At 70.6% G+C, this 23080-nt stretch carries 18 protein-coding genes; 6 read left to right on the top strand and 12 right to left on the bottom strand.

The window, feature by feature from the left end:
• Positions 1-4: 4 nt before the first annotated feature.
• From AB4112_RS07285 to AB4112_RS07275, 3 genes are all read right to left on the bottom strand, one after another.
• A complete protein-coding gene (locus tag AB4112_RS07285; protein ID WP_309792598.1) occupies positions 5-247 on the bottom strand; it encodes a hypothetical protein in 243 nt (80 codons plus the stop codon).
• Positions 248-546: 299 nt separating this feature from the next.
• Positions 547-1401 carry an NAD-dependent epimerase/dehydratase family protein gene (locus AB4112_RS07280; RefSeq protein ID WP_309792599.1) on the bottom strand — a complete coding sequence of 285 codons (855 nt, stop codon included), beginning with the start codon at positions 1399-1401 and terminating at the stop codon, positions 547-549.
• 44 nt (positions 1402-1445) lie between these two features.
• Complete coding sequence (locus AB4112_RS07275) at positions 1446-2165, bottom strand: glutathione S-transferase (RefSeq protein ID WP_309792600.1); 720 nt, start codon at positions 2163-2165, stop codon at positions 1446-1448.
• Between the two features lie 293 nt (positions 2166-2458).
• Between AB4112_RS07275 and AB4112_RS07270 the strand changes: the two genes are divergently transcribed.
• Both AB4112_RS07270 and AB4112_RS07265 read left to right on the top strand, forming a co-directional pair.
• The gene (locus tag AB4112_RS07270; RefSeq protein ID WP_309792601.1) at positions 2459-4186 is read left to right on the top strand and encodes a peroxidase family protein; all 1728 of its coding nucleotides are present in this window, start codon (positions 2459-2461) and stop codon (positions 4184-4186) included.
• Positions 4187-4245: 59 nt separating this feature from the next.
• A complete protein-coding gene (locus AB4112_RS07265; protein WP_309792602.1) occupies positions 4246-4641 on the top strand; it encodes a hypothetical protein in 396 nt (131 codons plus the stop codon).
• Here the strand turns inward: AB4112_RS07265 and AB4112_RS07260 are convergent.
• Together AB4112_RS07260 and AB4112_RS07255 are read right to left on the bottom strand one after the other, a co-directional pair.
• On the bottom strand, positions 4603-6687 hold the full coding sequence (locus tag AB4112_RS07260; protein ID WP_441718173.1) for a BTAD domain-containing putative transcriptional regulator: 2085 nt from the start codon (positions 6685-6687) through the stop codon (positions 4603-4605). The genes AB4112_RS07265 and AB4112_RS07260 overlap by 39 nt on opposite strands.
• Positions 6688-6912: 225 nt before the next feature.
• The gene (locus AB4112_RS07255; protein WP_309792604.1) at positions 6913-7851 is read right to left on the bottom strand and encodes a DMT family transporter; all 939 of its coding nucleotides are present in this window, start codon (positions 7849-7851) and stop codon (positions 6913-6915) included.
• Between the two features lie 153 nt (positions 7852-8004).
• Between AB4112_RS07255 and AB4112_RS07250 the strand changes: the two genes are divergently transcribed.
• Positions 8005-9345: a YcaO-like family protein gene (locus tag AB4112_RS07250; RefSeq protein WP_309792605.1), complete on the top strand. Its 1341-nt coding sequence runs from the start codon at positions 8005-8007 to the stop codon at positions 9343-9345.
• Between the two features lie 43 nt (positions 9346-9388).
• On the opposite strand, the gene AB4112_RS07245 is transcribed toward AB4112_RS07250, so the two are convergent.
• Positions 9389-12568, bottom strand: coding sequence for a UvrD-helicase domain-containing protein (locus AB4112_RS07245; RefSeq protein WP_309792606.1), 3180 nt, complete (start codon positions 12566-12568; stop codon positions 9389-9391).
• 106 nt (positions 12569-12674) lie between these two features.
• Entirely contained in the window at positions 12675-13547 is an 873-nt protein-coding gene (locus AB4112_RS07240) for a sigma-70 family RNA polymerase sigma factor (RefSeq protein ID WP_441718168.1), read from the bottom strand.
• Between the two features lie 136 nt (positions 13548-13683).
• Between AB4112_RS07240 and AB4112_RS07235 the strand changes: the two genes are divergently transcribed.
• Complete coding sequence (locus tag AB4112_RS07235; protein WP_309792609.1) at positions 13684-14037, top strand: hypothetical protein; 354 nt, start codon at positions 13684-13686, stop codon at positions 14035-14037.
• 7 nt (positions 14038-14044) lie between these two features.
• Here AB4112_RS07235 and AB4112_RS07230 read toward each other — a convergent pair whose 3' ends face one another.
• Positions 14045-14839, bottom strand: a complete 795-nt coding sequence (locus tag AB4112_RS07230) for a helix-turn-helix domain-containing protein (protein ID WP_309792610.1) — start codon at positions 14837-14839, stop codon at positions 14045-14047.
• A gap of 183 nt (positions 14840-15022) precedes the next feature.
• On the opposite strand from AB4112_RS07230, the gene AB4112_RS07225 reads away from it, so the two are divergent.
• Both AB4112_RS07225 and AB4112_RS07220 read left to right on the top strand, forming a co-directional pair.
• Complete coding sequence (locus AB4112_RS07225) at positions 15023-17281, top strand: marine proteobacterial sortase target protein (RefSeq protein ID WP_441718163.1); 2259 nt, start codon at positions 15023-15025, stop codon at positions 17279-17281.
• Positions 17278-17967: a class GN sortase gene (locus AB4112_RS07220; protein ID WP_309792612.1), complete on the top strand. Its 690-nt coding sequence runs from the start codon at positions 17278-17280 to the stop codon at positions 17965-17967. Before AB4112_RS07225 ends, AB4112_RS07220 begins: the two co-directional genes overlap by 4 nt.
• Here AB4112_RS07220 and AB4112_RS07215 read toward each other — a convergent pair.
• The 4 genes from AB4112_RS07215 to AB4112_RS07200 are packed head-to-tail and all read right to left on the bottom strand — an operon-like array spanning position 17948 to position 22975.
• Positions 17948-18673 (bottom strand): DUF72 domain-containing protein, encoded by a 726-nt coding sequence (locus AB4112_RS07215; protein WP_309792613.1) that lies wholly within the window; start codon positions 18671-18673, stop codon positions 17948-17950. The genes AB4112_RS07220 and AB4112_RS07215 overlap by 20 nt on opposite strands.
• Before the next feature lie 38 nt (positions 18674-18711).
• On the bottom strand, positions 18712-19230 hold the full coding sequence (locus tag AB4112_RS07210; protein ID WP_309792614.1) for a MarR family winged helix-turn-helix transcriptional regulator: 519 nt from the start codon (positions 19228-19230) through the stop codon (positions 18712-18714).
• On the bottom strand, positions 19227-20825 hold the full coding sequence (locus AB4112_RS07205) for an indolepyruvate oxidoreductase subunit beta family protein (protein ID WP_309792615.1): 1599 nt from the start codon (positions 20823-20825) through the stop codon (positions 19227-19229). Before AB4112_RS07205 ends, AB4112_RS07210 begins: the two co-directional genes overlap by 4 nt.
• Complete coding sequence (locus AB4112_RS07200) at positions 20822-22975, bottom strand: indolepyruvate ferredoxin oxidoreductase subunit alpha (RefSeq protein ID WP_309792616.1); 2154 nt, start codon at positions 22973-22975, stop codon at positions 20822-20824. Before AB4112_RS07200 ends, AB4112_RS07205 begins: the two co-directional genes overlap by 4 nt.
• Positions 22976-23080: the final 105 nt, after the last annotated feature.

Raw genomic sequence — 23080 nt, 5'->3', positions numbered from 1 at the left:
AGGCTCAGGGCAGGCGTGCCTGACTTTGGGCGCGCTGCCGGTCGATGCACAGGACCTTGAGATAGCGGCCTTCGCCCAGTTCCGGGCCGAGCGCGGTGCTCGCGAGCATCGCCTGGCCGCCGAAGCCGCAGCCGAGAGGCGAGCTTGCCGCCGGGCCGGCGACGACATCGACGGCGGTGTCCCTGTTGCAGTCCCGCTGCGGCAGCGCCGCGGCGCAGACCAGAATGACGGTGGCAAACATGTCCATCTTCCGCTCCCTGGTTGCGCACAGTCCAGGGGCCCCTCCCGCAGGCCCGGCCGGACCGGCATGGCCGGCCCGAACGAGCAGAGGCTTTTTGCGATGCACAAATTCCGGAGTGCTGGCGGCATGCCGTGGAGCCAGACCTCCTGTGCGCACCAAGACTTTGTTCTATATTGAAAAATTTAGAACGCCAAGGACCGCCTCGGATGGCAGTATAGCGCGGAATTCTGTGCAGGCATCAAAAAATTGTGCGCCGCAACATGACGCTGCGGCGCGTGGCCCCAGATCGGCCTGCCGGCCGCGCCCTACCCCGGCTGCTGGCCGCGCCAGCTGTGGCGGGGCTCGTAGCCGAGCACCCGGCGCGCCTTGTCGATCGACAGCAGGGTCTCGTTCGGGCCAAAGCCGTGCTTGCGCGGCACGCCGGGGAAGACGGCATCGAGCAGCGCGTCGTTCGGTGTCGTCATCACCGTGTCGGCATTGGCGATGACGAAGACGTCGGCCCCGGTCAGCTTGGATTCGAGCGCCAGCCGGATCGCCTGGGCCGCGTCGCGCGCGTCGATGTAGCCCCACAGGTTCCACTTCCGCTTGCGCGGGTCGTCGTCGAAGCCGGGGAATTCGGCGTAGCGCTCCGGGTCCATCACGTTGGACAGGCGCAGGCCCAGGATCTTCGCCTGCGGGTCCCAGCGGCAGAACTGCTTCGCCATCTCCTCGCCCATCAGCTTGGACAGGGAATAGGCGCTCTCCGGCCGGCCGGGATAGTCCTCGTCGACCGGGACATAGGGCGGCGGCGAGTCGAAGGGCAGGCCCAGGACGGTCTCGCTCGACGCCCAGACCACGTTGCGGATCCGCAGCTGCCGCGCCGCCTCGAACACGTTGTAGGTGCTGACCGTGTTGGTGGCGAAGGTGACGTGGTTCGGCGCCAGGCCGGGGGCGCGGATCGCCGCGAGATGGACGATGCCGGTGACCTGCGACACCCGCTCGTCGATGCCGGAGAAGGCGGCCATGGTCTGGCCGAAATCGGTCAGGTCGACCCGGCTGTGCCGCACCGCCGGGTCGGCCGGCGGCGCCAGGTCGACCGAGGTCACGTCATAGCCATGCGCGATCAGGTCCTTCAGGCAGGCGCGCCCCGCCTGCCCGCTGCCGCCCGTGACGACGATCATGTGCTGTCCCTCCCGCGATCGATCCTATTGTCCGACAATATACGTCAGGGATCGAGCTCGGGATAGCGGCGGAAGATGCCGTCCTGGTTGAACGGGATGCGCCGGGGCGAGGCGAGATAGGCCTTGATCCGCGGCAGTGCCGCCACCCGGTCGTGCAGGGCCACCAGGCCCGGATGCTGCGGCTCGATCCGTGCCATCGCCTTGGGGAAGGCATAGCGCAGCCCGGCGATCATCTGGAACATCGAGAGGTCGGCGGTGGTCACGTCCTTTCCGACCAGAAGCCCGGTCCCGGCGGGGTTGCGCGCCAGCACCCGCTCGAAATAGCCGAGGAATTTCGGCACGCGATGGGCCAGGAAATCCGCGGCCCGGCGCTGCGCTTCCGGCTTCTGGTCCTCGTAGTACAGGCCGCTGCCGATCGGGTGGTGGGTGTCGTGCGCCTCGACCAGGAAGTCGGCGACGGTCAGGTCCAGCTGGTGGGTCCACAGCCGCCCACCCTCCTCCGCCGGCGCCAGCCCGTGGCGACCGCCCAGGAACAGCAGGATGTTTGCGGTCTGGCCGATCAGCAGGTCGCCGGCCTTGAGATAGGGCGGCGCGAAGGGCGGCTCCGGGACCGACTTGTCCTTCATGAAATGCATCAGCCCGGGCAGATCCTCGCCTTCGCCGCGGGCGACGTCGACGTAGTCGGCACCGGCCTGCTCGAGCGCCAGGCGGATGAATTCGCCGCGGCCCTGGATTTCCGGCCAATAGTAGAGCTCATAGGTCATCGGTCTGCCCTCTGATGTCTGGTGCAACCGGCCGCGATCGGGCCGTCCTTCAGGCAACGGGACCATTTCACGCTGGGTTCACGTCGCCCCCATACGGTGCGGTCGCCATCCTGCCCGGGATGGTGCGACCATCGAGCCCCCGCTTCGGCCCATAGCATGATTTGCCGGACTCCATCATCTTGCATTGTCGAACAGGGATTTCCGGTCTCGGCCAAAGCCGTCGGGCCGATGGGCAATCGTCGTATTCCGGGCGCGCGGTCGGGGCATGAAGCGGTGACAAGAAGGGTCGGATAATGGCGCAACATGGGGGGTTGGACTGCCCGTTCTTCTCGGGGCAGGACCGGAAGCGGCCCGGCTCGGGCGGGATGACCGGCGTGACGATGCAGGCGGCCACGACCGAGGGCTTCCGCAATTTCGGGTCGGTCACGCCGCCATCGGCGGACGAGATCCACAGCCGGGCGGAGGAGCCGCTGGCGGCGCAGATGCTGATCGGCAAGCTGATCCGGCGGATGAACGAGCCGCACCGCTACGACGACGCCAAGGCGCATGACGAGTCGCCAGACAATCCCAGGATTCCGGCCGGCTACACCTATTTCGCCCAGCTTGCCGGCCATGACATCGTCTATGGCGCCATGACCGCCATCAACCTGGCGAACGGCAACCTGCCGCGCGTCAACCTGCGGGCCCGCCCCCTGGTGCTGGACACGGTCTATGGCCGTGGCCCGACCGACGATCCGATCAGCTACGAGATCCCGGCGGCGCCTGGTGAATGCCGCGAGAAGCTGCGCCTCGGCCATATTAGGATCACCCAGACCCACCGCCCCAACCCGGCCTGCCCGGTGCACACCGCGCGCGACATCCCGCGCGCCCGGATCGAGGGGCTGAGCGATGCGGTGAACGAAGGCGCCGCCGACACGCTGCTGACCGATCCGCGCAACGACGACAACGTGAACCTGTCCCAGGTCACCACGCTGTTCCTGATGTTCCACAACGCCGTCATCGACATCCTGCGCGACCGCAACCCGTTCCCGGCCGAGGTCAGCGCCGCGACCGAGCTGCTGAGCTTCTCGCGCTTCGGCCTGGCGCGGCAGATCACGGCGGCGGTGTTTCGCGGCATCGTGGTGCACGACCTGCTGCCGCGGCTGATCCGGCCGCAGGTCTGGGCGCTGTACAACCAGGACCGGCCGCGGCCGCTGGCTGACACCCCCGACGGCCGGCTGCCGATCGAGTTCTGCGACGCCGCCTACCGCCTGGGCCATGCCATGGTGCGCATGAGCTACCGGATGAGCCGGCAGACCGACCTCGAAGGCGTCGCCGACGTGATCGCGACCTCGTCTGCCCGCCGCCCGCGCGAGACGCCGATCCGCGACATCTGGGTCGCCGAATGGTCACGCTTCTTCTCGATCGACGGATCCCGGCCGCAGCTCAGCCGCCGCATCGGCCCGTCCTTCAACCCGATCATGCAGAAGGACACCCTGTTCCGGAACGTCTATGTGCCGGGCACCCAGGACGGCAGCTGGGACACCAACCTGTCGGGACTGCTGTACCGCGACCTCGTCCGCGGCTCGCTGAGCGGCCTGCGCACCGTCAACTCCCTGGCCGAGCTGCTGCCGGCCGCGGTGCTGGACCAGTCGCCGCTGCTGGCCGACCGCGAGCACCGCACCGCCACGCTGCGCGCCTGGCTGGACGCCGGCACCACGGTCGCGTTCACCGCCGATGAGCGCGACGCCATCGCCCAGGACCCGCCGCTGCTGTTCTACCTGCTGTTCGAGGCGGCGCACGAGACCGACGGCAAGAGCTTCGGCACGCTGGGCTCGATCATCGTTGCCGACGCCTTCGCCGGGTCGCTGGAGCAGTCGCGCGACCTGATCGAGGACGGCATCGACCCGGTGGCCGGCATCACCACCGACCAGGCGGTGAGGCACGTGTTCGGCAGCACCGTGCCGGGGACGATGAGCGGGCTGATCACCTTCATCGCCAAGGCGCTCAAGCTCGAATCCGTCGAGCCGCCTTTCATCTGATCCACCCGATCGCCGCGCCCCCGCCGGGGGCGTCCGATGACCACCAGGAGGGGACGTTCATGCCGACTAAAGACGAACTGAAGCCGATGAAGATTCTGGACTACGAAGCGGCCGGCCGGAAGGTCGTGCTGTGGGCCCAGAAGCCGGAGACGCGGCCGGCCGACATGGCGGAGTTCCGCCAGCAGCTGAAGGGGCTGGTCGACATTCCCGAGCGCTACGAGACGCTGGAGATCTGCCAGGGCGACGACCACCACTTCATCCTGCGCCTGCCGCCCAACCGCCAGGTCTCGGAATCGGAAGCGCGGGCCAAGAAGCAGGCCAAGGAAAACCCGGGCGTCGCGTCCTACGACCCGCCGCATTTCTATCTCGACATGCTGACCGGCGAGAAGCCGTTCGACAATATCGAGTTCTACTACTCACGCATCTCGGATTACACGATTCGAGGCTGCCGCTGACCGCAGCGCCGGTGTGAACGGGGCGTCCATCGCCTGCCTGGCAACCAGGCCGGCGATGGCGAGCCCGCTTCGCAAAGCCTCCCAGACCTTGCGGTCGGCGATCGGAAAGCAATGCAGCAGCCAGTTCGCGATCACCGTCTCGTCCGGCTCGGGTTCGCCGAACCAGGAGCCTTGGACCATCTCGACGAAGCGCGCGCCTTCGGTCCGGGCTGCTTCGCGGTCGCCGGCAAGCGCATGGGCGGCCGCCTTCCAGCCGCCGAGATAGTAGAGAACATCGCCGGCATTCTCCGCGGCGGCGATCGCCCCGTCATAGTCGCCGAGGATGAAGCGCACGCCGGCCTGATAGCCCCAATGCAACCGCGAGATGCCCAGGCCGAGGTCCAGCGCCATGTCGGCGGTCGCCGCAGCCTGGGCCACGTCGCCGCAATAGGCGAAGCCGAGGGACGAGGACGCCAGGGTCAGGGGGTCGTTGGGATTGAGATCCAGGGCGAGCTGGTAGCTGAGCGGCGCCTTGTCGAAATGCGAGCTCATCGCGTAGGCCCAGGCCAGGCAGAGATGCGAGCGCGTGTCGAGCGGGTCGAGCTGGACCGCCATCTTGGCGAATTGCAGCGCCTCCTGGTGCCAGGCCGCCGTCCGGAGCGTCCCGGGGAAGATCAGATGGCGCGAGTTGAGGATCTGCGACAGGCTCGTATAGGCCGGCGCGAAGCTCGGCGCCTCCTCGACCAACGACCGGAAGATCGATTCGGCGCGCGCCTCGTCCTGGGGCCGCCACTGCAGCATCATCGCGTGTCCGCGCAGCCAGCGGTCATGGTGCGCCAGCGACAGCTCCGGGCTGCCGGAAATCTGCGTCAGCCGCTCGGTCGACAGGTTGATGTCGAGGGCGCCGGCGATACGGCGGATGATGCGCTGCTGCGCCGGCCGCCAGCCATGCTCGACGATGGTGAAGCGCTCGCTCCAGATGAAGCGCCCATCCGCGGCATCCTTGAGTGTCAGGATGAAGCGGGTTCCGGACTCGTCCTCCAGGGCGGTGCCATCGATACGAAAGGCGTTCGGCACCTGGGCCAGGGCCACGGATTCGCTGCCGTCGATGATGCTCCAGCCGCGGAACCGGACTAGCGAGGCGATGAGTTCGTGCCGGAACGCCCGAGCCATGCCCTGGTGGTCCTGGGCGATGTCCGTGGTGTCGAAATCGGTGACCACGATGGCCTGGCCGCGGCTGGCCAGGGCCGCCGGCAGGGACATCGACGAGACGGGCGCAGGGACCGGCGCCGAGGTTTCGCCCGGGACGCTGACCGCCTGCGCCGCGCCCTTCGCGTCGCCGAACTCCCCGCCCTTGACCCGCAGGATCAGGTCCAGGGTCTCCTGCGACGGCTCCATGCCGAATTCCTGGTCCAGCAGGTCCCACAGCTCGCGATAGGCGCGCAGAGCCCCGCCCATGTCGCCGAGGCGGGCGCAGGCCTCGATCACGGCGCGGCAGCCGACCTCATGGGTCGGGTCCAGGTTGACGATGGCGGTGCCGATGCGCTTGACCACGCGCGGGTCGGACGTGGTCGGCAGCCGGTCTTCGAGCTCGCGCAGAAACCGCTCCTGCAGGATCTGGCGCTGCACCAGCAACCAAGCGCGGAAGGCCGGGTCGATGTCGTCGAGCCCGGCCAGGAAGCTGTCCGGCAAGCGCTTCTCCGACAGCAGCACCGCGGGAATGTTGCCGGCCTCGAGATCCCTCAGGATGGCGAGGCAGTCGACATGCAGCTGGCTGAGGTCGACATTGATGGTCAGGCGGTCAGCCGAGAAGAAGGACGAGCCGTGGGTGGCGACGGCGCGACGCAGGTCGGCGATGGTCTGGCGCAGCGAGGCGCGGGCCTTCTCCTCCTCATACTCGCTCCACAGCAGCCCCGCCGTGCGCTCACGGCTTTCGCGGCCGTTCAGGGTGGTCGCCAGATAGGCCAGGAGCGCCTGGGACTTGCGGTTCGCGATGGTGATCGGCGCGCCGTCGGCACGAAGCGAGACCTGGCCCAGCGTGGTCAGGCTCACCCGGGCGTCGCTCAAGGGTCCTATCGGCTGTATTTCCATCACCCGCCCACGGACACGCGCCAATGCGCGACTTCATGTCTCAAAATGGCACTAAACCGCAACAAACTTGATGCAGATCGATACCACGATCCTGCCGCGGATGCCGCCTGTTGTTTTCCTGTCCTTGGGCCTCCCAAGGGCGGGCAAACAGCCGCAGGCCCGATGACCGCCGCCATCGGGCCACAGGCGGTTGCCGTCTTGCTATGGTGCGGACACTCGCAGCCGCCGGACCGGGGTCCGGCGGGGCCACGCCAGCACCGCCGGCCTCCCGGATCTGCGCCACTTCCCGAATGCTCTGTAGGCGCCGCTGGCCGCGATGAGGCCGGCCCCGACCAGCCCGGCGACGGAGAGGGTCTCCTGGAAGACCAGGACGCTGAAGGCCGCGGCCCAAGCGAAGATCGTGTAGTCGATCACCGCGACCTCCGAGACCCGGCTCATCCGCAAGCCCGCGATATACAGGATGTTGGCGACGCCCCCGGCCAGCCCCATGCCCAGGATCGGCCACCAGTCGCCCGCCGTCGGCCACACCCACCCGGTCGGAATCACCAGGGCGGCCGCGACCACCAGCATGGTGGTGTTGCCCCACAGCGCGGTCACGATCGCGGGATCCGACTGTCCCAGCCTCCGCGTGGCGACGGCGGCGAGCGCATAGAATACCGCCGACGCCAGCGCCGCCACGGCATAGAGGCTCAGGCTGTCGGCATAGGGGCGGACGATCAGCAGGCCCCCGACCAGGGCGATGGCGATCGCCACATACATCTCCCTGCTCGACGGCTCGCGCAGGACGTAGACGCCGAACAGCACCATCAGAAGCGGCGCGATCAGGGAGATCGCCGTCGCATCGGCCAGCGACAGCTGCGACAGGCTGAGGAAGAAGGTCGCGGAGGCGGCCAGCATCAACCCGCCGCGCAGCAGCTGCAGCCCCGGCGCCTGCGACCGGACCGCGCGCCGGCCCCTGGTCGCGCCCAGCTGGTACTGAACCAGGATCGGCAGGTAGCCGAGCACGGCACGCAGCAGGACGATCTCGACGATCGGATAGCCCCGGCTCAGATGCCGGGCGAAGGCGTCCATGGTGGCGAAGGCGCCGACGCCGAGCGCGTAGAACAGCACGCCTCGGATCTGGCGGCGAGAGGTCGACATGGGATGACACCTCCACAGAGGCCGGAAGACCTCGCAACCACCGGCACGGGAACCCTTTTGAGGTAGCGTCCGATTGCGGTTTAATCGCGCCCGGCCGCGGACCGTCCGTGGCGAATTGCGGCATCGGCGTGGTGGTTTCGAGGGAGTGCCTGCGTGCGGAACGGATGGAACGGCCCGCCCTATCTGGAGGCAGCCGAGGCCCTGGCCGGCGGCGATGCCGGGTCGTCGCCGGAGGCTGCGCAGTTCCTGGCCTCGCTGGGCTATGCCCGGGACCAGCTTTCGCCCGCGGAGATCGACAACCGGGCCGGGCTGCTGCGTTTCGCGGCGCGGATGGGCACGCTGCTGCCCTATCGCGGCCCCGATGCGCCCGGGCTGCTGTTCTTCCTGGGGATGTTCGATGCCCGCGCCATCGACGGCCGGGATGGCGAGGCGGCCCCGGTCAGCACCATCGGGGCGGCGCTGGAACCCGGCCGCGCCTTCGAGGCCAGCGTCGGAGAGGCCGTGGAATACGCCTCGCAACTCGAGCGCGGCGACGAGGCCCTCGCCCGCCCCGACCCGGCCATGCTCGAAGGCTTCACCCCAGCCGAACGATCGGCGCTGGCGGCCTCGCTGTGCCTGGACGACGCCTCATCGCTGGCAACGCTGCCCTGGCTGCCCGCCCGCCGGCTGGGCGACGGGGCCGCGACCATCCTGCCGGCCGATCTGTGCCTGCGCCGCCCGTCCTCGCCCGATGCCGCCCGCGCCGCCGCGCCGCTCAGCATCGGCTGCGCCGCCGCCCCGACGCTGGAGGAGGCGGTGCTGCGCGGCCTGCTGGAGCTGGTCGAGCGCGACGCGGCGGCACTGTGGTGGCATGGCGGGCAACCCGCCGCCGTCCTGCCGCTGGACGGCATCGCGTCGCTGCAGGCGTCGGAGCTGCTGCGCGAGATCCGGCGCGGCTCGGACCGCCGTGCGACCTGGCTGCTCGACGTCACCACCGAGATCGGCATCCCTTGCGTCGCCGCGCTGTCGGTCAACCGCGACGGCCGGCGGATCGCCTGCGGCCTGGCCGCAGCCCTGTCGCCGGACCGGGCCGCCGGCTCCGCCATCCGGGAGATGTGCCAGTACGAGCTGGGCTATCACCTGATCGACGTGAAGCGGCACGCCAACCCGGACCATGAGCTGAGCGAGCAGGAGATCGAGCAGTTGCGGCGCGGGGCCGAGATCCTGCCGGACACGCAGCCGCTGCTGCATTCGGCCCTGGGCCCGCGGCGGCATCCCGCGACAGATGAACTCGATCCCGCCGAGGCCGTCGACTGGGTCGTGAGCCGCCTTCAGGCCGCCGGCTTCCAGGCCCGCTTCGCCGATCTGACCCGCGCCGAGTTCGGGATCCCGGTCGCCAAGGTCGTGGTCCCCGGGCTGCAGCTGGACCCGTCCGACGCGATCACGCCGCGCCTGCGGGCGGCCATGCGCCGCAGCGGCGTGGCGGAGGGCGTGCCCCGGCTGTCACTGCATTGAGTGCATCGTAGGTTGGGTTCGCCCTTGCGAACCCAACATACGCCTAGAACAGGGTCAACTGCCGGTCGGGCGCGCGTCGTGGCGCCGGATCGGTGCGGCGATGGGCCAGCAGCTCGGCCTCGATCTCGCCGAGGAAGGGCGACGGCTCGAACCGGACCATGCCGCCACGCCAGCGCCGCTCGCGGGCCCGGCACAGGAACAGCCGGTCCATCGCCCGGGTCATGCCGACATAGAACAGCCGCCGCTCCTCGGCCACCGCCGCCGGGTCGGATTCGCCGAAGCGCAGCGGCAGCACCCCGTCCTCCAGCCCCAGCACGAACACCACCGGGAATTCCAGCCCCTTGGCAGCGTGCAGGGTCAGCAGCGAGATCCGGTCGGCGCGCGGGTCCCAGAAATCCGCCTCGGTCGCCAACGCCACTGCGGCCAGGAAGCCGGCGCGGTCGGCCTCCCGCTCATCCAGCCGCGCCGCGATCAGCGCCAGCCGCTGCAGCGCGGCGGTGGCCGAGGCCGGGTCGGCGCCCTCGTGCCGCAGCCGCTCCGCCGCCCGCTGCAGCTGCTGCGGCAGGTCCGCCTCCTCCGCCTCCTGCTCCAGCGCCGCGAGCAGCGCCCGCACCGCCGGGTCCTCGGCCAGCGGGGCCAGCGAGCTGCGCTTGAACGGCATGCCGGCACGGGCCAGCGCTTCGGCCACGACATCGGCCTGGGCATCGGTGCGGTACAGCACCGCGATATCGGCGAAGCCGATCTCGCCGCGGGCCGTGCCGTCCGACCGGCCGCTGTCGATCGAGAAGAAGCTGTGGCCGCCCAGCAGCGCCTCGACCTCCGCCACCACGAACTCGGCCTCGGCCTTGTCGCTGGGCGCGGCATGGGCGGAGATGCGGTCCTGCATGGCGCGGACGATCTCGGCGGCCGGCTCGACGCGCCCGTCGGCGCCGATGAAGCGGGAGGCGGCGGTGACGATGGTGCCGGTCGACCGGTAGTTGCGCTTCAGCCGGGCCACCGCGGCTCCGGGATGGTCGTGGTGGAAGCGGTCGAAACAGGAGGCGTCGGCGCCGCGGAAGCCGTAGATCGCCTGGTCCGGATCGCCGATGACGCAGAGATTACCGCCCGGCGGCACCAGCAGCGACAGCAGCCGCACCTGGCTGTCGTCGACATCCTGGAACTCGTCGACCGAGACGTGGCGGAAGCGGTCGCGATACAGCGCGACCAGGCCGGGATCGGCCTCTAGCGCCGCGATCGGCTTGCCGATCAGGTCGTCGAAATCGATCCAGTTGCGCAGGCCCAGCGCCTCATCGTAGCGCGCCAGGGCCTCGGCGGCATCGAGATCGGTGGCCGCGCCGGTCCGCTTGGTCCGCGAGATCGCGCGCAGCAGCCGCTCTGCCTTGCGCTGCGAGAGATCCAGCACTTCGACCAGCAGCGCGGTCCGCTCGGCCTCGCCCGCCACCTTGAAGTCGCGGTGCAGCCCCGCCGCCTCGCCATGCTCGCGCAGGATGGCGAGGCCGAGCGAATGGAAGGTGTGGATCGGCATCCGCCCGGCCCGCCCGGGCAGCAGCGCCTCCAGCCGCTCCCGCATCTCCGCCGCCGCCCGGCGGGTGAAGGTGATGGCGAGGCAGGCTGCGGGCGCCACACCGTGGTCGGCGACGAGATGGGCGATGCGATGGGTCAGGGTGCGGGTCTTGCCCGAGCCCGGCCCCGCGACGATCAGCAGCGGCCCATCCACCATCGCCGCAGCGGCGCGCTGGTTGGGGTCGAGGCGGTCGAGAAGGCCGGGGGCCAAGGTCGTTGCGCTGGGGACGCTTGGAACCTCTGCTCCCTTCCCTTCATCGTCATTCCCGCGAAAGCGGGAATCTTCCTCCGATTCAGCCGCCAGGAGATCCCCGCTTTCGCGGGGATAACGGGGTATGGGTTGGGACGAGGGCGTCGCCCGCAACTGCGGCAGGTCGAACAGCAACCCTCCCGCGGTGCGGCTCTTCAGCTCCTGCGGCTCGAACAGGCGGATCACGCCGTATTCGCCGTCATAGCCGGCGTCGCGGATCACCTGGCCGCGGCGCAGCCGGGTCACCGCCTCGGCCAGCAGCTCGGACTCCGCGCGGGCGATGTCCTCGACCGGCATCTCGCCCAGGATCGACAGCTCCGACCCCAGCGTGCCGATCACGCGGTCGTAGCTGCGCTCCACCGCCTTGGTGGCCGGGCCGCTCGACAGCAGCTCGGACAGGATTTCCGGTAGCGGCACCAGGCTGGTGACCTCGCCCGCCGTGGCTGGCGGCAACGCCTCCGCTTCGGTGCGGTCGGCCAGGCGGTCGATCCGGTGCGACACGCCGATGGTCAAGGGCTGGCCGCAGACCGGGCAGCGACCGCCCAGCGCCAGCGTCTCCTGCGGGCTCAGCCGCACCTCGCATTTGCGGTGGCCGTCGGCGTGGTACTTGCCCTCCTCCGGGAAGAACTCGACCGTGCCGACATAGCCGTCGCCGGTCTCCAGCGCCCGGCGGATGGCGTGGTAGTCCGGGTCGCAGTCGAAGGCCGTCGCCTCGCGCCCCAGCTTGCCCGGCGAATGCGCGTCGGAGTTCGAGGTCAGGCGGTAGCGGTCGAGGAACGACACCCGCCAGTTCATCGCCGGGTCGGAGGACAGGCCGGTCTCGACCGCAAAGATGTGGTCGGACAGGTCGCCGTAGCAGTCGGCGATGGAATCGAAGCCGGATTGCGACCCCAGCGCCGCGAACCACGGCGTCCAGATATGGGCCGGCACCAGATAGGCATCCGGGCCGGAGGCCAGCGTGACCTCCAGCAGGTCTCGGGAATCGAGGCCCAGGATCGGCCGCCCGTCCGAGGCGATGTTGCCGATCCGCGCCAGGCTGGCCTGCAGCCGGTCGATCGTCGCGAAATCCGGCCCGTAGATCAGGTGGTGGATCTTCCGGGTGCGGTCGCCCTTCTTGTAGATGGTCGAGATCTCGGTCGACAGCATGAACCGAACCGGGGTGCGGCACGGCGCCGGCAGCGTCGCCATCACCGCGGCTTCGAGATCCGGTCGCAGGCGGAACAGGCCGGGCGTGTCCGGCACCAGCTTGTCCTTCAGCTCGGCCAGCCAGACCGGGTGGACGCAGTCGCCGGTGCCGACCACGCCAATGCCCTTGCGCGCCGCCCAATGGGCCAGGTGCTCGAGGTCGAGGTCGCGGCTGGTCGCCCGCGAATGCTTGGAATGGACGTGCAGATCGGCGTGAAAGCGCATCGGGACCCCGTCTCTCCCGCGCCCGCCGAGGCGAGACTCGGGCGCCGCTCCGACGATCATAGGACGGAGGCCGATGACCGCAAACGCCGGTGGGCGGAGGTTCGGTCTAGAGACGCGACAGGACCATGCCCTCGGTCGCATAGGCCGCATGGCGGAAGTCGCGGATCGTCGCGATCCGCCCATCGGCCCAGCCGAGCAGGATCACATAGCGGACGGCGCCCGCTGGATCGGCCGGATCGCCGACCAGCAGCGCCGGACGGCCTTCCGCCAGGCCGGGCGAGAGATGCCAGTCGGAGACCGCGGCGTAGCGGCCGAAATAGGTCGAGACCTCCCGACCAGCCAGGCGGGTTCGATTGACCAGCTCGAGCCGCACATCCTCGGCCAGCAGGTCGCGCAGGGCTTCGAAGTCGCGGGCGTTGAACCGGTCGGCGTAAGCGCGCAGCCGGGCCCGATCCGCCACCGCCAGCACAGGTGCCGGCGCCTCGGGGGCGTCGGCGAGCCCCTTCAGCCGGACACGGGCACGGTGCAGCGCCGCCTTCACCGCAGGGACGCTGAGGCCGAGGATGTCGGCCGTCTCAACCAGGGAATGGCCGAGCACGTCGATCAGCACCAAGCTCGACCGCTGCGCCACGGGCAGGTGCAGCAGGGTCGCCAGGCTGGCGGTCGCCGCCACCCGGGCATCGGCGCCGGCACCGGCTTCCGCCAGCCCGGCCAGAGCGACATCGGACCCGATCTCCGCCCGCCGTCGGCGGCGCCGCAGGGCGTCGAGCGCCGCGTTGTGGGCGATGCGGAACAGCCAGCTGTCCGGCCGTTCGATCGGCCCGGCGGCCGGGAACGCCTCCGCCGCCTTGGCCAGCGCCTCCTGCACCACATCCTCGCCGTCGATCGCCGATCCGACCATGCGGGCGCAGTAGCGATGCAGGCGCGGCCGCAGCTCCGCCATCAGCCGGCCGAAGGCCTCCGAGCTTCCATCGGGCATGCCCGCCCCTTCCCGTTCGGCTCCGCCGGGTGACGGAGCCCCGGCCCTGAGACGCCGGACATCGGCCGAAGGATGCGCCGCCGCGAAAATAGTTCCGGCGGGAATCCTTCCGGCCCGCCCGGGCGTCCTGGACCCGATGGCGCGCATCCTGCGCGCCGCCCGACGGAAGGACCAGACCATGCAGAGGCTGACTTTGGTGCGCTACACGACCAGGCCGGAGCACGCCGCCGAGAACGAGGCCCTGGCCCGGGCGGTGTTCGCCGAGCTGCGGGCCGTGCGGCCGGACGGCATCGCCTACCTGCTGTTCCGCGACGGGGACGAATGGATGCACCTGTTCGTCAACACCCGGGCCGACGACGCCGCCGCCCTGACCGAGCTGCCCAGCTTCAAGGCCTATGGCCGGGATGTGAGCGCGCGCTGCGTGGCGCCGCCGGAGCCGCAGCGGCTCGGCCTGCAGCTACTCGAATCCTATGGCCTGATCTCGGACTAGACAGCCCTCAGTCGCCCACGATCGGCAGGAACCGCGCGAACGGCTCCTCCACCGTGCGCCGGAGATAGTCGCGGTAGCGCGGATGGCAGGCGTGGCCGGCGGAGATGCGGCCGAATTCCGCCGCGCCCGCCGCTGCCATCGGCACGAACACGATCGGCGCCGCCACCGGCGTCAGCTGCGATCCCGGCCCGGCCTGCAGCGTGGTCAGGATGCCGTGCATCTCGCCGGCGATGGTCGGGCGGCCGACGATCGCCAGCCGGTACTGCCCATGGGTGTTGGTGACCAGGTAGATGTGGCCGGACTGGTTCGGGATCGAGATCGCGCCGTGCTGGGTGAAGGCGGCGTCGACCCGCTCGGATTCCCGGAACGACAGGTGCGAGGCCGCATCGTCCCAGAACACCTCGGTGCGGTAGGCGTAGATCGCGCTGCGGTCGCCGAAGGACGGCCGCAGCGTCAGGTACACGCCTTCGATCCAGGACACCGCCGGCCGCACATAATAGCCGAGATCCGCCGGCGCCACCCCGACCGGCGGGGGCGGCGGCACGGCGGCGACGGGGGCGGCCGGGCGCGGCTCGGCGTGCCGCAGCTTGACGCCCAGCGCCTCCTCCAGCCGGATCAGCGTGGCCAGGGTGAAGGGCCGGCGTCCGGACAGCGCCTTCTCCAGCGTCGAGATGCTGATCTTCGCCTGGTCGGCCAGGAACTGGCGCGAGATGCGGCGGCGCGCCAGCTCCTCCCGCACCAGGGCGGCGACGGCGTGGCTCTGCTCCTCCGACAGCTCGTGGTCCGCCGCGTGCGTCGACAAGCCGACCAAACCGCCCTCCTCCGGACAAATCCGCACCGATCCGCACAGCACGGTGCGGAGCAAGACCTATCCCGACCACGCCCTGCCGAACAAGCCGGATCATCACCGTGGCCGGACAAAGCCCGCCGGACCGACAAAAGACCACGGCCTCCGGGGAGGAGGACAGGGGTTCAGGAGGGTTTCATGGCACCAACGACGCAAGCGACGACCACAGGTCTGTGGCCGTCTTTCCAGGCCCTGTTCGGCCACGCCGCACCGCTGCTGCTGCTGTCTGTCCTGCTGGCGGTGGCGACGCTGCTGGTCGCAGGGCACCCGGCGCGGGCCGAGATCGGGCCCAGCCTGGTGACACCGGGTGAGATGCAATCCGGCTCGCTGCTGTTCCGCGCCACCGAGAAGGGCCGCTATGTCGAGGCGCCGCGCCTGGGCACCGATGTCGACCTGACGGTCAGCGGCCCGACGGCGCGGGCCCGCGTCACCCAGCTGTTCCAGAACCCGACCGATGGCTGGGTCGAGGCCGTCTACGTCTATCCGCTGCCGGAGGACGGGGCGGTCGACACGCTGAAGATGGTGGTCGGCGATCGCGTCATCACCGGCGACATCGCCGCCCGCGAGGAGGCGCGCCGGACCTATGAGGCGGCGAAGCAGGCCGGCCAGACCGCCGGCCTGGTCGAGGAGGAGCGGCCGAACCTGTTCACCACCTCGGTCGCCAATGTCGGCCCGGGCGAGACCGTGATGATCCAGATCGAGTACCAGGAGAGCGTGCACCAGTCGGGCAGCGCGTTCTCGCTGCGCGTGCCGCTGGTGGTGGCGCCGCGCTACAGCCCGGCGCCGGTGGCGCAGACGGTCGACCTTGCGCCCGGCGGCAACGGCTGGGGCCGGACCGCCGACCCGGTGCCGGACCGCGACCGCATCACCCCGCCGGTGGCGGATCCGCGCCGCAGCGCTCCGCTGAACCCGGTGACGCTGACGGTGCGGTTGCAGGCCGGCTTCCCGCTGGGCGAGGTGGTCAGCGCCAACCATGCCGTCGACATCGATGCGCCAGGCCCGGACAGCCGCGTCATCCGGATGAAGGGCCCGGTGCCCGCCAACCGCGATTTCGAGCTGAGCTGGACGCCGGCCGCCGGCACCGCGCCCTCGGTCGGGCTGTTCCGTGAGACCGTGGCCGGCGACGACTACCTGCTGGCCTTCGTCACCCCGCCGGCCCTGGCCCAGGCGGAGGACAAGCGGCCGCGCGACGTCGTCTTCGTCATCGACAATTCCGGCTCGATGGGCGGCACCTCGATGGCCCAGGCCAAGGCCAGCCTGCTCTACGCCCTCGGCCGGCTGTCCCCCGCCGACCGCTTCAACGTGGTGCGCTTCGACGACACGCTGGACGTGCTGTTCCCGGACGCGGTGCCGGCCGACGCCGAGCATATCGGCACCGCCCGCGGCTTCGTCTCGGGCCTGCAGGCGTCGGGCGGCACCGAGATGGTGCCGGCGATGCGGGCGGCCCTGGCCGATCGCAGCACCGATGGGGCGGCCCGGCTGCGCCAGGTGGTGTTCCTGACCGATGGCGCGATCGGCGACGAGCAGCAGCTGTTCGACACCATCAGCGCTCTGCGCGGCCGGTCGCGCGTGTTCATGGTCGGCATCGGCTCGGCCCCCAACTCCTACCTGATGAACCGCGCCGCCGAGCTGGGCCGCGGCACCTTCACCCAGATCGGGTCGACCGAGCAGGTCGAGGAGCGGATGCGCAGCCTGTTCGAGAAGCTGGAGAGCCCCGTCGTCACCAACCTGTCGGCCCGGGTCTCGGCCGGCGACGCGGATGTGACGCCGGAGAGCCTGCCCGACCTGTATCGCGGCGAGCCGGTGGTGCTGGCGGCGAAGCTTGCCACGCTGTCCGGCACCATCGAGATCAAGGGCATGATCGGCGACCGGCCCTGGACCGTCACCCTGCCGGTGGCGCAGGCGGCCGAAGGCGCCGGGCTGTCGAAGCTGTGGGCCCGGCGCAAGATCGCCGACGCCGAGGTGGCGCAGACCCTGCGCCAGATCACGCCGGAGCAGGCCGACGAACGCATCCTGGCCCTGGCGCTGCAGCACCACCTGGTGACCCGGCTGACCAGCCTGGTCGCGGTCGACAAGACCCCGCGCCGGCCGGACGGGGCACCGCTGAGCCGCAGCGACATCCCGCTGAACCTGCCCTCGGGCTGGGATTTCGAAAAGGTGTTCGGCGCGGACAAGGCTTCGCCGCCCGCCGAGTTCCGCGAGGCCGCGCTGCTGCTGCCCGCCGCGGCCCGGTCCACCGAACCCGCGGCGGCCCACAAGCCGACGCCGGTCGAGGAGGTCGTGCTGCCGGTGACCGCGACCGATGCCGAACTGCGGATCCTGGCCGGCGCCCTGCTGCTGCTCGCCGGCCTGGCCGTCTTCCGGTTCAGCCGCCGGTCGACGGGAGGCCGGGCATGAGCGCGACCCTGCCGCTGTCCCACCCCCTGGCCGGGCAGCGCCAGGCCCGGCCGCAGCGCCAGCCGCGCCCGCGGGGCCGGCCCCGGCTGCGGGTCATCGCCCTGCTGCTGATCCTGGCCGGGCTGGGCCTGGCCGGCCAGGGCGTCTGGATCCACGCCAAGGCGACGCTGGCCCAGTTCCTGCTCGACCGCGCCTTCGCCGAGACCCTGGCGACCGGCGAGGCGGCCAAGCCCTGGCCCTGGGCCGACACCTGGCCGGTGGCGCGGATCGACCTACCGCGGCTGGAGAAGAGCGCCATCGCCCTGGCCGGCAGCAGCGGCCAGGCCCTGGCCTTCGGCCCCGGCCATGTCGAGGACACGCCGGAGGCCGGCGAACCCGGCACCGCCGTCTATGCCGCCCATCGCGACACCCATTTCCGCTTCCTGGCGGATGTGAAGGTCGGCGACGAGATCGATGTCACCCGCCGCGACGGCCGCCGCGTGGCCTTCCGGGTGACCGGCACGCGGGTGGCGACCTGGGACGTCTCGGGCATCGATCCCCAGGCCCCCGGCCGCAACCTGGTGCTGGCCACCTGCTGGCCGTTCAACGCCACCACCCCGGGCCCCTACCGCTACCTGGTGGAGGCGGAGGCGGTGAATCCGGCCCCGAACGCGGTAGCGGAGGCGGCTACCGGCCCGCGACCGTGAGCGCGTTGCCCAGCGCGGCGAAGGCCGCGGTGTTGTCGAAAATGCACCAGGCGGGGATGCCCGCTTGGCGATGCCCGGCCAGCCGCCGCCGCATCGTGGCAAGCAAGGTGTCGTCGTAGTCCGAGACGTAGATTTGCGGCGATCCGTGCAGCCGATAATAGACCAGCCCGCCCCAGCCGCCCGGTTGGTCCGCCCCTGCGGCACGGGGCGGGTCGGCGGCGACCCGGGCGACCTCCAACGCCGCAAGCCGCGCCTCCGCTTCCGGCACGAACCAGCTGGGGTGGCGCGGCTCGCAGGCCGTCGGCGCATCGATTCGGCGACGCAGGGCGGTGAAGAAGGCCCCGACCGCATCGGCCTTGAACGGCAGGCTGGGCGGCAGCTGGACCAGCAGGCCCCCGAGCTTCGCGCCCAGCCCTCCGACCTCGGCCGCGAAACGGTCGATCAGGTCCTCGCCATCCACCAGCCGGCGCTCATGGGTGAGGGTCCGCGGCAGCTTCACCGCGAAGCGGAAATCCTCGGGCACGCTGGCCGCCCAGCGCTCATAGGTGGTCCGGCGATGCGGGCGGTAGAAGGAGGTGTTGATCTCGACCGCGTTCAGCCGCTGCGCATAGCGCTCGAGATGCGAGCCCTCGGCCGGAAACCGGTCGGCGTAGCGCGACGGCACGCTCCACCCCGCCGTGCCGATGAAGGTTGGTGCTTCTGTCATCTCAAGGGTAACGCGCCTGGACGGATTCCGGCCCGCCCTCAGATCTGATGCTGGCGGATGTTGAGCAGAACCTTGCGCAGGGTAGCGATGAAACCCTGGTACTCGGCCTCGCCGACGCCTTCGAACATCTGGCCGAACATGTCGTGCATCGTTGGCCACAGCAGGTCGAACAGGCGCCGCCCCTCCTCGGTGATCGAGATCTCGCGCACCCGGAGGTCGCCGGCCCGCTGCTCGCGTCGGATCAGCCCCTGCCCCTCCATGGCGTCGAGGGTGCGGCTCATGGTCGAGGGCTCGGTGACCGCGAACACCGACAGCTCGTTGATGGTCAACCCGCCGGTGACGCTGAGCACCGCCAGCACCCGCATCTTTGCCGTGCTGACGTCGTGGCCCTTCAGCGCCTCGGCCAGGTTGGCGTTCCAGCGCGCGATCACCCGGTTCATCAGATAGGGCGCGAAGTGGTTCAGCCCGATCTCGCCCATGGTCGGGCGCGCCGCGCCCTTGTCCGGACCGGGATCGGGGCGGTGCAGGACGCCGGTGCTGTCGCGCGGCCCGGTCAAGCCGCCCTCCCCCCGGCGTCGCCGGCGAAGCCGGCAGGAGCCGCCTCGCCGGCGAAGCTGGCGATGGTCTTCAGCGCGCCGTCCAGGGCGGTACCCTCCTCGTCCAGCAGCGCCGCCTGCTTCAGCCGCCCCAGCCACGCCGCCGCGTCTGCCCGGCCCTGCAGCATGGGCAGGGCCGCCAGCACCCGGTCGAATTTCGAGGCGCCGCGGGCATGGGTGTCGGAATAGCCCTTCACCAGCCGTCGGCAGCCGACGATCTCGACCGCCAGCTCGTAGTCCCGGGCCAGCGCCGCCTCGGCCGTGGCCAGCCAGGCCTGGAGATGCGCCATCTCGCGGGCGTGGCGCAGGGTGGAGCGGCGGATGCGGCGCAGGCCGCCCAGCAGGTACAGCGCCAGGAACCAGCCGATCGTGCCGGTGCGCACCCGCCGGCCGCGGTCGAGCCGGGGCCCGAAGGTGCGGAACACGCCGGGATGGCGTTCGAGCCAGAGGCCGAGCCGCCGCGGCAGGGTGCCGGCCACCTCCTCGAAGCGCGGATGCATGAATTCGGTGGTGGTGACGACCTGGCCGGGCTTGAAGCCGACTTCGGCCTTCACCCGGTCGAAGCGGCTGCCGCGGGTCTTCAGGTCGGCGACGCGGATGACATCGTCATAGGCCAGGGCCACGGCGAGATACTTGGCGCAGGCCTGCAGGAAGGCGAAGTCGCGGGCCGCGCCGCCGGCAGTCTCATCAGCCGCCCGCAAGCGGCGGAGCTCGTCCAGATAGGCGGCGGCATAGGCCGGGTCCTGGAAGTCGACCAGCTGGCGGATGCCGGCGAAGGCCATGGCATGGGCCGCCGGCGGCAGCTCGTCCCGGATCCGCCCGACCAGCCGGTCGAGCTCGGCATGGCCGGTCGGCCCGGGCAGGCCCGGCAGGCGCTTCGCCGGGGCCTTGGCCACCGGTTCGTGCGGGGCCTCGACGGCGCGGGCGAAGCCGGCGGCGAAGGCACGCAGGCTGGGCTCGACGCCCTTGCCGCCGGCCCTCACCGCGGCCTCGAAGGCGGCACGGTCGAAGGGCAGCGCCTCGGCCGCCGCCAGGGCGCCGAACAGCACGGCCGAGACCACGCTGCCGGCCTTCTCGGCCACCGCCTGCATGTCGAAGGCGATGGTGCGGCGGGCGGCGAATTCGGTGGCGTCGATCACCGTGACGGGATCGCCGATGCCGTCGCCCGGGGCCTGCTTCTCCACCACCGCATAGGACCGATGGGTCGAGGCCACCAGGACCGTCTTATCCGGCGTCACCAGCCCGCGCAGCACCGACCGGCCGGCCTCCATCAGCTCGGCGGCGATGACGATGTCGACGTCGCCGGGGGTCGGCATCAGCGACAGGACGGGCGCCTGCCCGTCCTTCGCCGGCAGCAGCTCGAGATAGTAGATGGTGGCGCCGGTGCGCTGGGCCACGCCGGGGACGGAGCTGGACTGCGCCACCCAGCCCTGCTGTTCGGCGAGTGCTACGATCCAGTCGGCCAGCACGCCGCCGCCCTGCCCGCCCATCGCCAGGATCGCCACCGACAGCGGCTTGTCGGTCGACAGCCGGGCCTTGGTCTCGGCGCCGCTCATACGTCGAACGCCAGGCGATGCCGCGCCCGGCGCCGCTGCAGCGCGCCGATCACGGCGCCGCGGATTTTGGCCAGGGTGCGGTCGAACCAGGTCGGGTTCTGGATGATGTCGGCGCGGTAGAAGGACGGGCACAGCACCGCTGCCTCTGACACCTCGCCGCAATTGCCGCAGCCGACGCAGCTGTCGTCGATCGCCGCGACCGGGTCGTCCTTCAGCGGGTCGTCGGTCTGCTTGACCGACAGCGAGGGGCAGCCGGACAGGCGGATGCAGGCATGGTCGCCGGTGCAGACATCCTCGTCGACGCCGAAGCGCTGCTTCACCACCCGCTTGCCTTCCTGCACCGCCTTGGCCAGGGCCGGCTTCACCCGGCGCTGCTTGTTCAGCATGCATTCCGAGGAGGCGACGATGATCTTCGGCCCCTTGGCCGCGGTGGTCAGCGCTTCGCGCAGCGTGTCGCGCATGCGGGCGACGTCGTAGGTGCGGTCGATGTGCCGGACCCATCTGGCGCCGACGCCCTTCACCGCGTCGACGATCGAGTTCTGGGTGGCCCGGCCGGGGTTGTCGGCGCGCGAGGACAGGATGTCCTGCCCGCCGGTGGCGGCGGAGTAGTAGTTGTCGACCACCAGGATGACGCCGTCCTGCTTGTTGAACACGGCGTTGCCGACCGAGCTGGCCAGGCCGTTGTGCCAGAAGCCGCCATCGCCCATCACCGAGATCGACCGCTTGTCGGATTCGACGTTGAAGGCCGAGGCGGAGGCCGGACCCAGGCCATAGCCCATGGTGGTGGCGCCGATGTTGAACGGCGGCAGGATCGAGAACAGGTGGCAGCCGATATCGGCCGAGACGTGGTGCGGCCCCAGTTCCTTCTCCACCAGCTTCATCGCGGCGAAGATCGGCCGTTCCGGGCAGCCGGTGCAGAAGCCGGGCGGCCGCGCCGGCACCACCTCGGCCAGCGCCTTGACCTTCGGGTGGTTCAGCACCGGTGACGGGTCGGGCAGCGGCGGCCGGTTGCCCAGCAGCACCGGGTCATGCAGCTCCAGGAAGCCGGCGATGCCCTTGACCAGGACCGGCGCGGTGTATTCGCCGCCCATCGGCAGCATGTCCTTGCCGGCGATCCGGGTCTGGATGTCGCGGCGGCGCAGCAGGGTGTTCAGCGCCTGCTCGATGAACTCCGGCGCCCCCTCCTCCACCATCAGCACCGCCTTCTTGCCTTCGCAGAACTCCGCCACCTCCTCGTCGATCAGGGGATAGGTGACGTTGAGCACGTAGAGCGGCACCGCCGAGTTGCCGTAGACATCGGCCAGGCCCAGCAGTTGCAGCGCGCGCAGCACGTTGTTGAACATGCCGCCCTGCAGGATGATGCCGACATCGCCCTGCGCCGGGCCGAAGACCTCGTTCAGCTTGTGCGCCTTGATGTATTCGACCGCGGCCGGCCAGCGCCGCTCCAGCTTCTCCTTCTCATGCAGGAACGAGGCGGGCGGCAGCACGATCCGGCTGGTGTCGCGCTTCGGGTTCTCCAGCGCCTGGCGCAGCGTGGTGGCGGGCCGTCGGTTGTCCTTGGCCGCGAACTGGCCGTGGACATGGCAGGTGCGGATGCGCACCTCCAGCATCACGGGCGTGTTCGACGCCTCGGACAGCTCGAAACCCTGTTCGACCGCCCGCACGATCGACTCCAGGTTCGGCCGCGGGTCGAGCAGCCAGATCTGCGACTTCATCGCGAAGGCGTGGCTGCGCTCCTGCATGATCGAGGAGCCTTCGCCGTAATCCTCGCCGATCACGATCAGCGCGCCGCCGGTGACGCCGCCCGAGGCCAGGTTGGACAGGGCGTCCGAGGCGACATTGGTGCCGGCGGTCGACTTCCAGGTCACGGCGCCGCGCACCGGATACATCACCGAGGCCGACAGCATGGCCGCGGCCGCCGCCTCCGACGCCGAGGATTCGAAATGGACGCCGAGGTCGTCGAGCACGTCCTTGGCGTCGGCCAGCACATCCATCAGATGCGAGATCGGCGCGCCCTGGTAGCCGCCGACATAGGACACGCCGGACTGCAGCAGTGCCTTGGTGATGGCGAGGATGCCCTCGCCGCGGAACACCTGGCCCTGGCCGAGCTTGAGATCCTCGACCTCCCGCGCAAATGACCGTTCGGCCATAGTTTAGCCCCCCAGAGGACCGGCGCCGGCCGCCCCGGCTCTCCGGCCGGGTGCGGCGCGCCGTCCGCATCGAAATCAATATATCTGCAAATGCATGCTTCTCCT

The organism is Inquilinus sp. 2KB_23, assembly GCF_052115705.1.
GTDB lineage: Bacteria > Pseudomonadota > Alphaproteobacteria > DSM-16000 > Inquilinaceae > Inquilinus > Inquilinus ginsengisoli_A.
The sequence above is the reverse complement of the archived record's forward strand: the minus strand, read 5'-3'. Positions and strand labels throughout refer to the sequence as shown.

Coding starts and splice junctions, on each gene's coding strand:
- AB4112_RS07215 (WP_309792613.1), bottom strand. CDS start 18,673: ATGACAGAAGCACCAACCTTCATCGGCACGGCGGGGTGGAGCGTGCCG.
- AB4112_RS07270 (WP_309792601.1), top strand. CDS start 2,459: ATGGCGCAACATGGGGGGTTGGACTGCCCGTTCTTCTCGGGGCAGGAC.
- AB4112_RS07200 (WP_309792616.1), bottom strand. CDS start 22,975: ATGGCCGAACGGTCATTTGCGCGGGAGGTCGAGGATCTCAAGCTCGGC.
- AB4112_RS07285 (WP_309792598.1), bottom strand. CDS start 247: ATGGACATGTTTGCCACCGTCATTCTGGTCTGCGCCGCGGCGCTGCCG.
- AB4112_RS07265 (WP_309792602.1), top strand. CDS start 4,246: ATGCCGACTAAAGACGAACTGAAGCCGATGAAGATTCTGGACTACGAA.
- AB4112_RS07225 (WP_441718163.1), top strand. CDS start 15,023: ATGGCACCAACGACGCAAGCGACGACCACAGGTCTGTGGCCGTCTTTC.
- AB4112_RS07255 (WP_309792604.1), bottom strand. CDS start 7,851: ATGTCGACCTCTCGCCGCCAGATCCGAGGCGTGCTGTTCTACGCGCTC.
- AB4112_RS07245 (WP_309792606.1), bottom strand. CDS start 12,568: ATGCGCTTTCACGCCGATCTGCACGTCCATTCCAAGCATTCGCGGGCG.
- AB4112_RS07240 (WP_441718168.1), bottom strand. CDS start 13,547: ATGCCCGATGGAAGCTCGGAGGCCTTCGGCCGGCTGATGGCGGAGCTG.
- AB4112_RS07280 (WP_309792599.1), bottom strand. CDS start 1,401: ATGATCGTCGTCACGGGCGGCAGCGGGCAGGCGGGGCGCGCCTGCCTG.
- AB4112_RS07220 (WP_309792612.1), top strand. CDS start 17,278: ATGAGCGCGACCCTGCCGCTGTCCCACCCCCTGGCCGGGCAGCGCCAG.
- AB4112_RS07205 (WP_309792615.1), bottom strand. CDS start 20,825: ATGAGCGGCGCCGAGACCAAGGCCCGGCTGTCGACCGACAAGCCGCTG.
- AB4112_RS07235 (WP_309792609.1), top strand. CDS start 13,684: ATGGCGCGCATCCTGCGCGCCGCCCGACGGAAGGACCAGACCATGCAG.
- AB4112_RS07275 (WP_309792600.1), bottom strand. CDS start 2,165: ATGACCTATGAGCTCTACTATTGGCCGGAAATCCAGGGCCGCGGCGAA.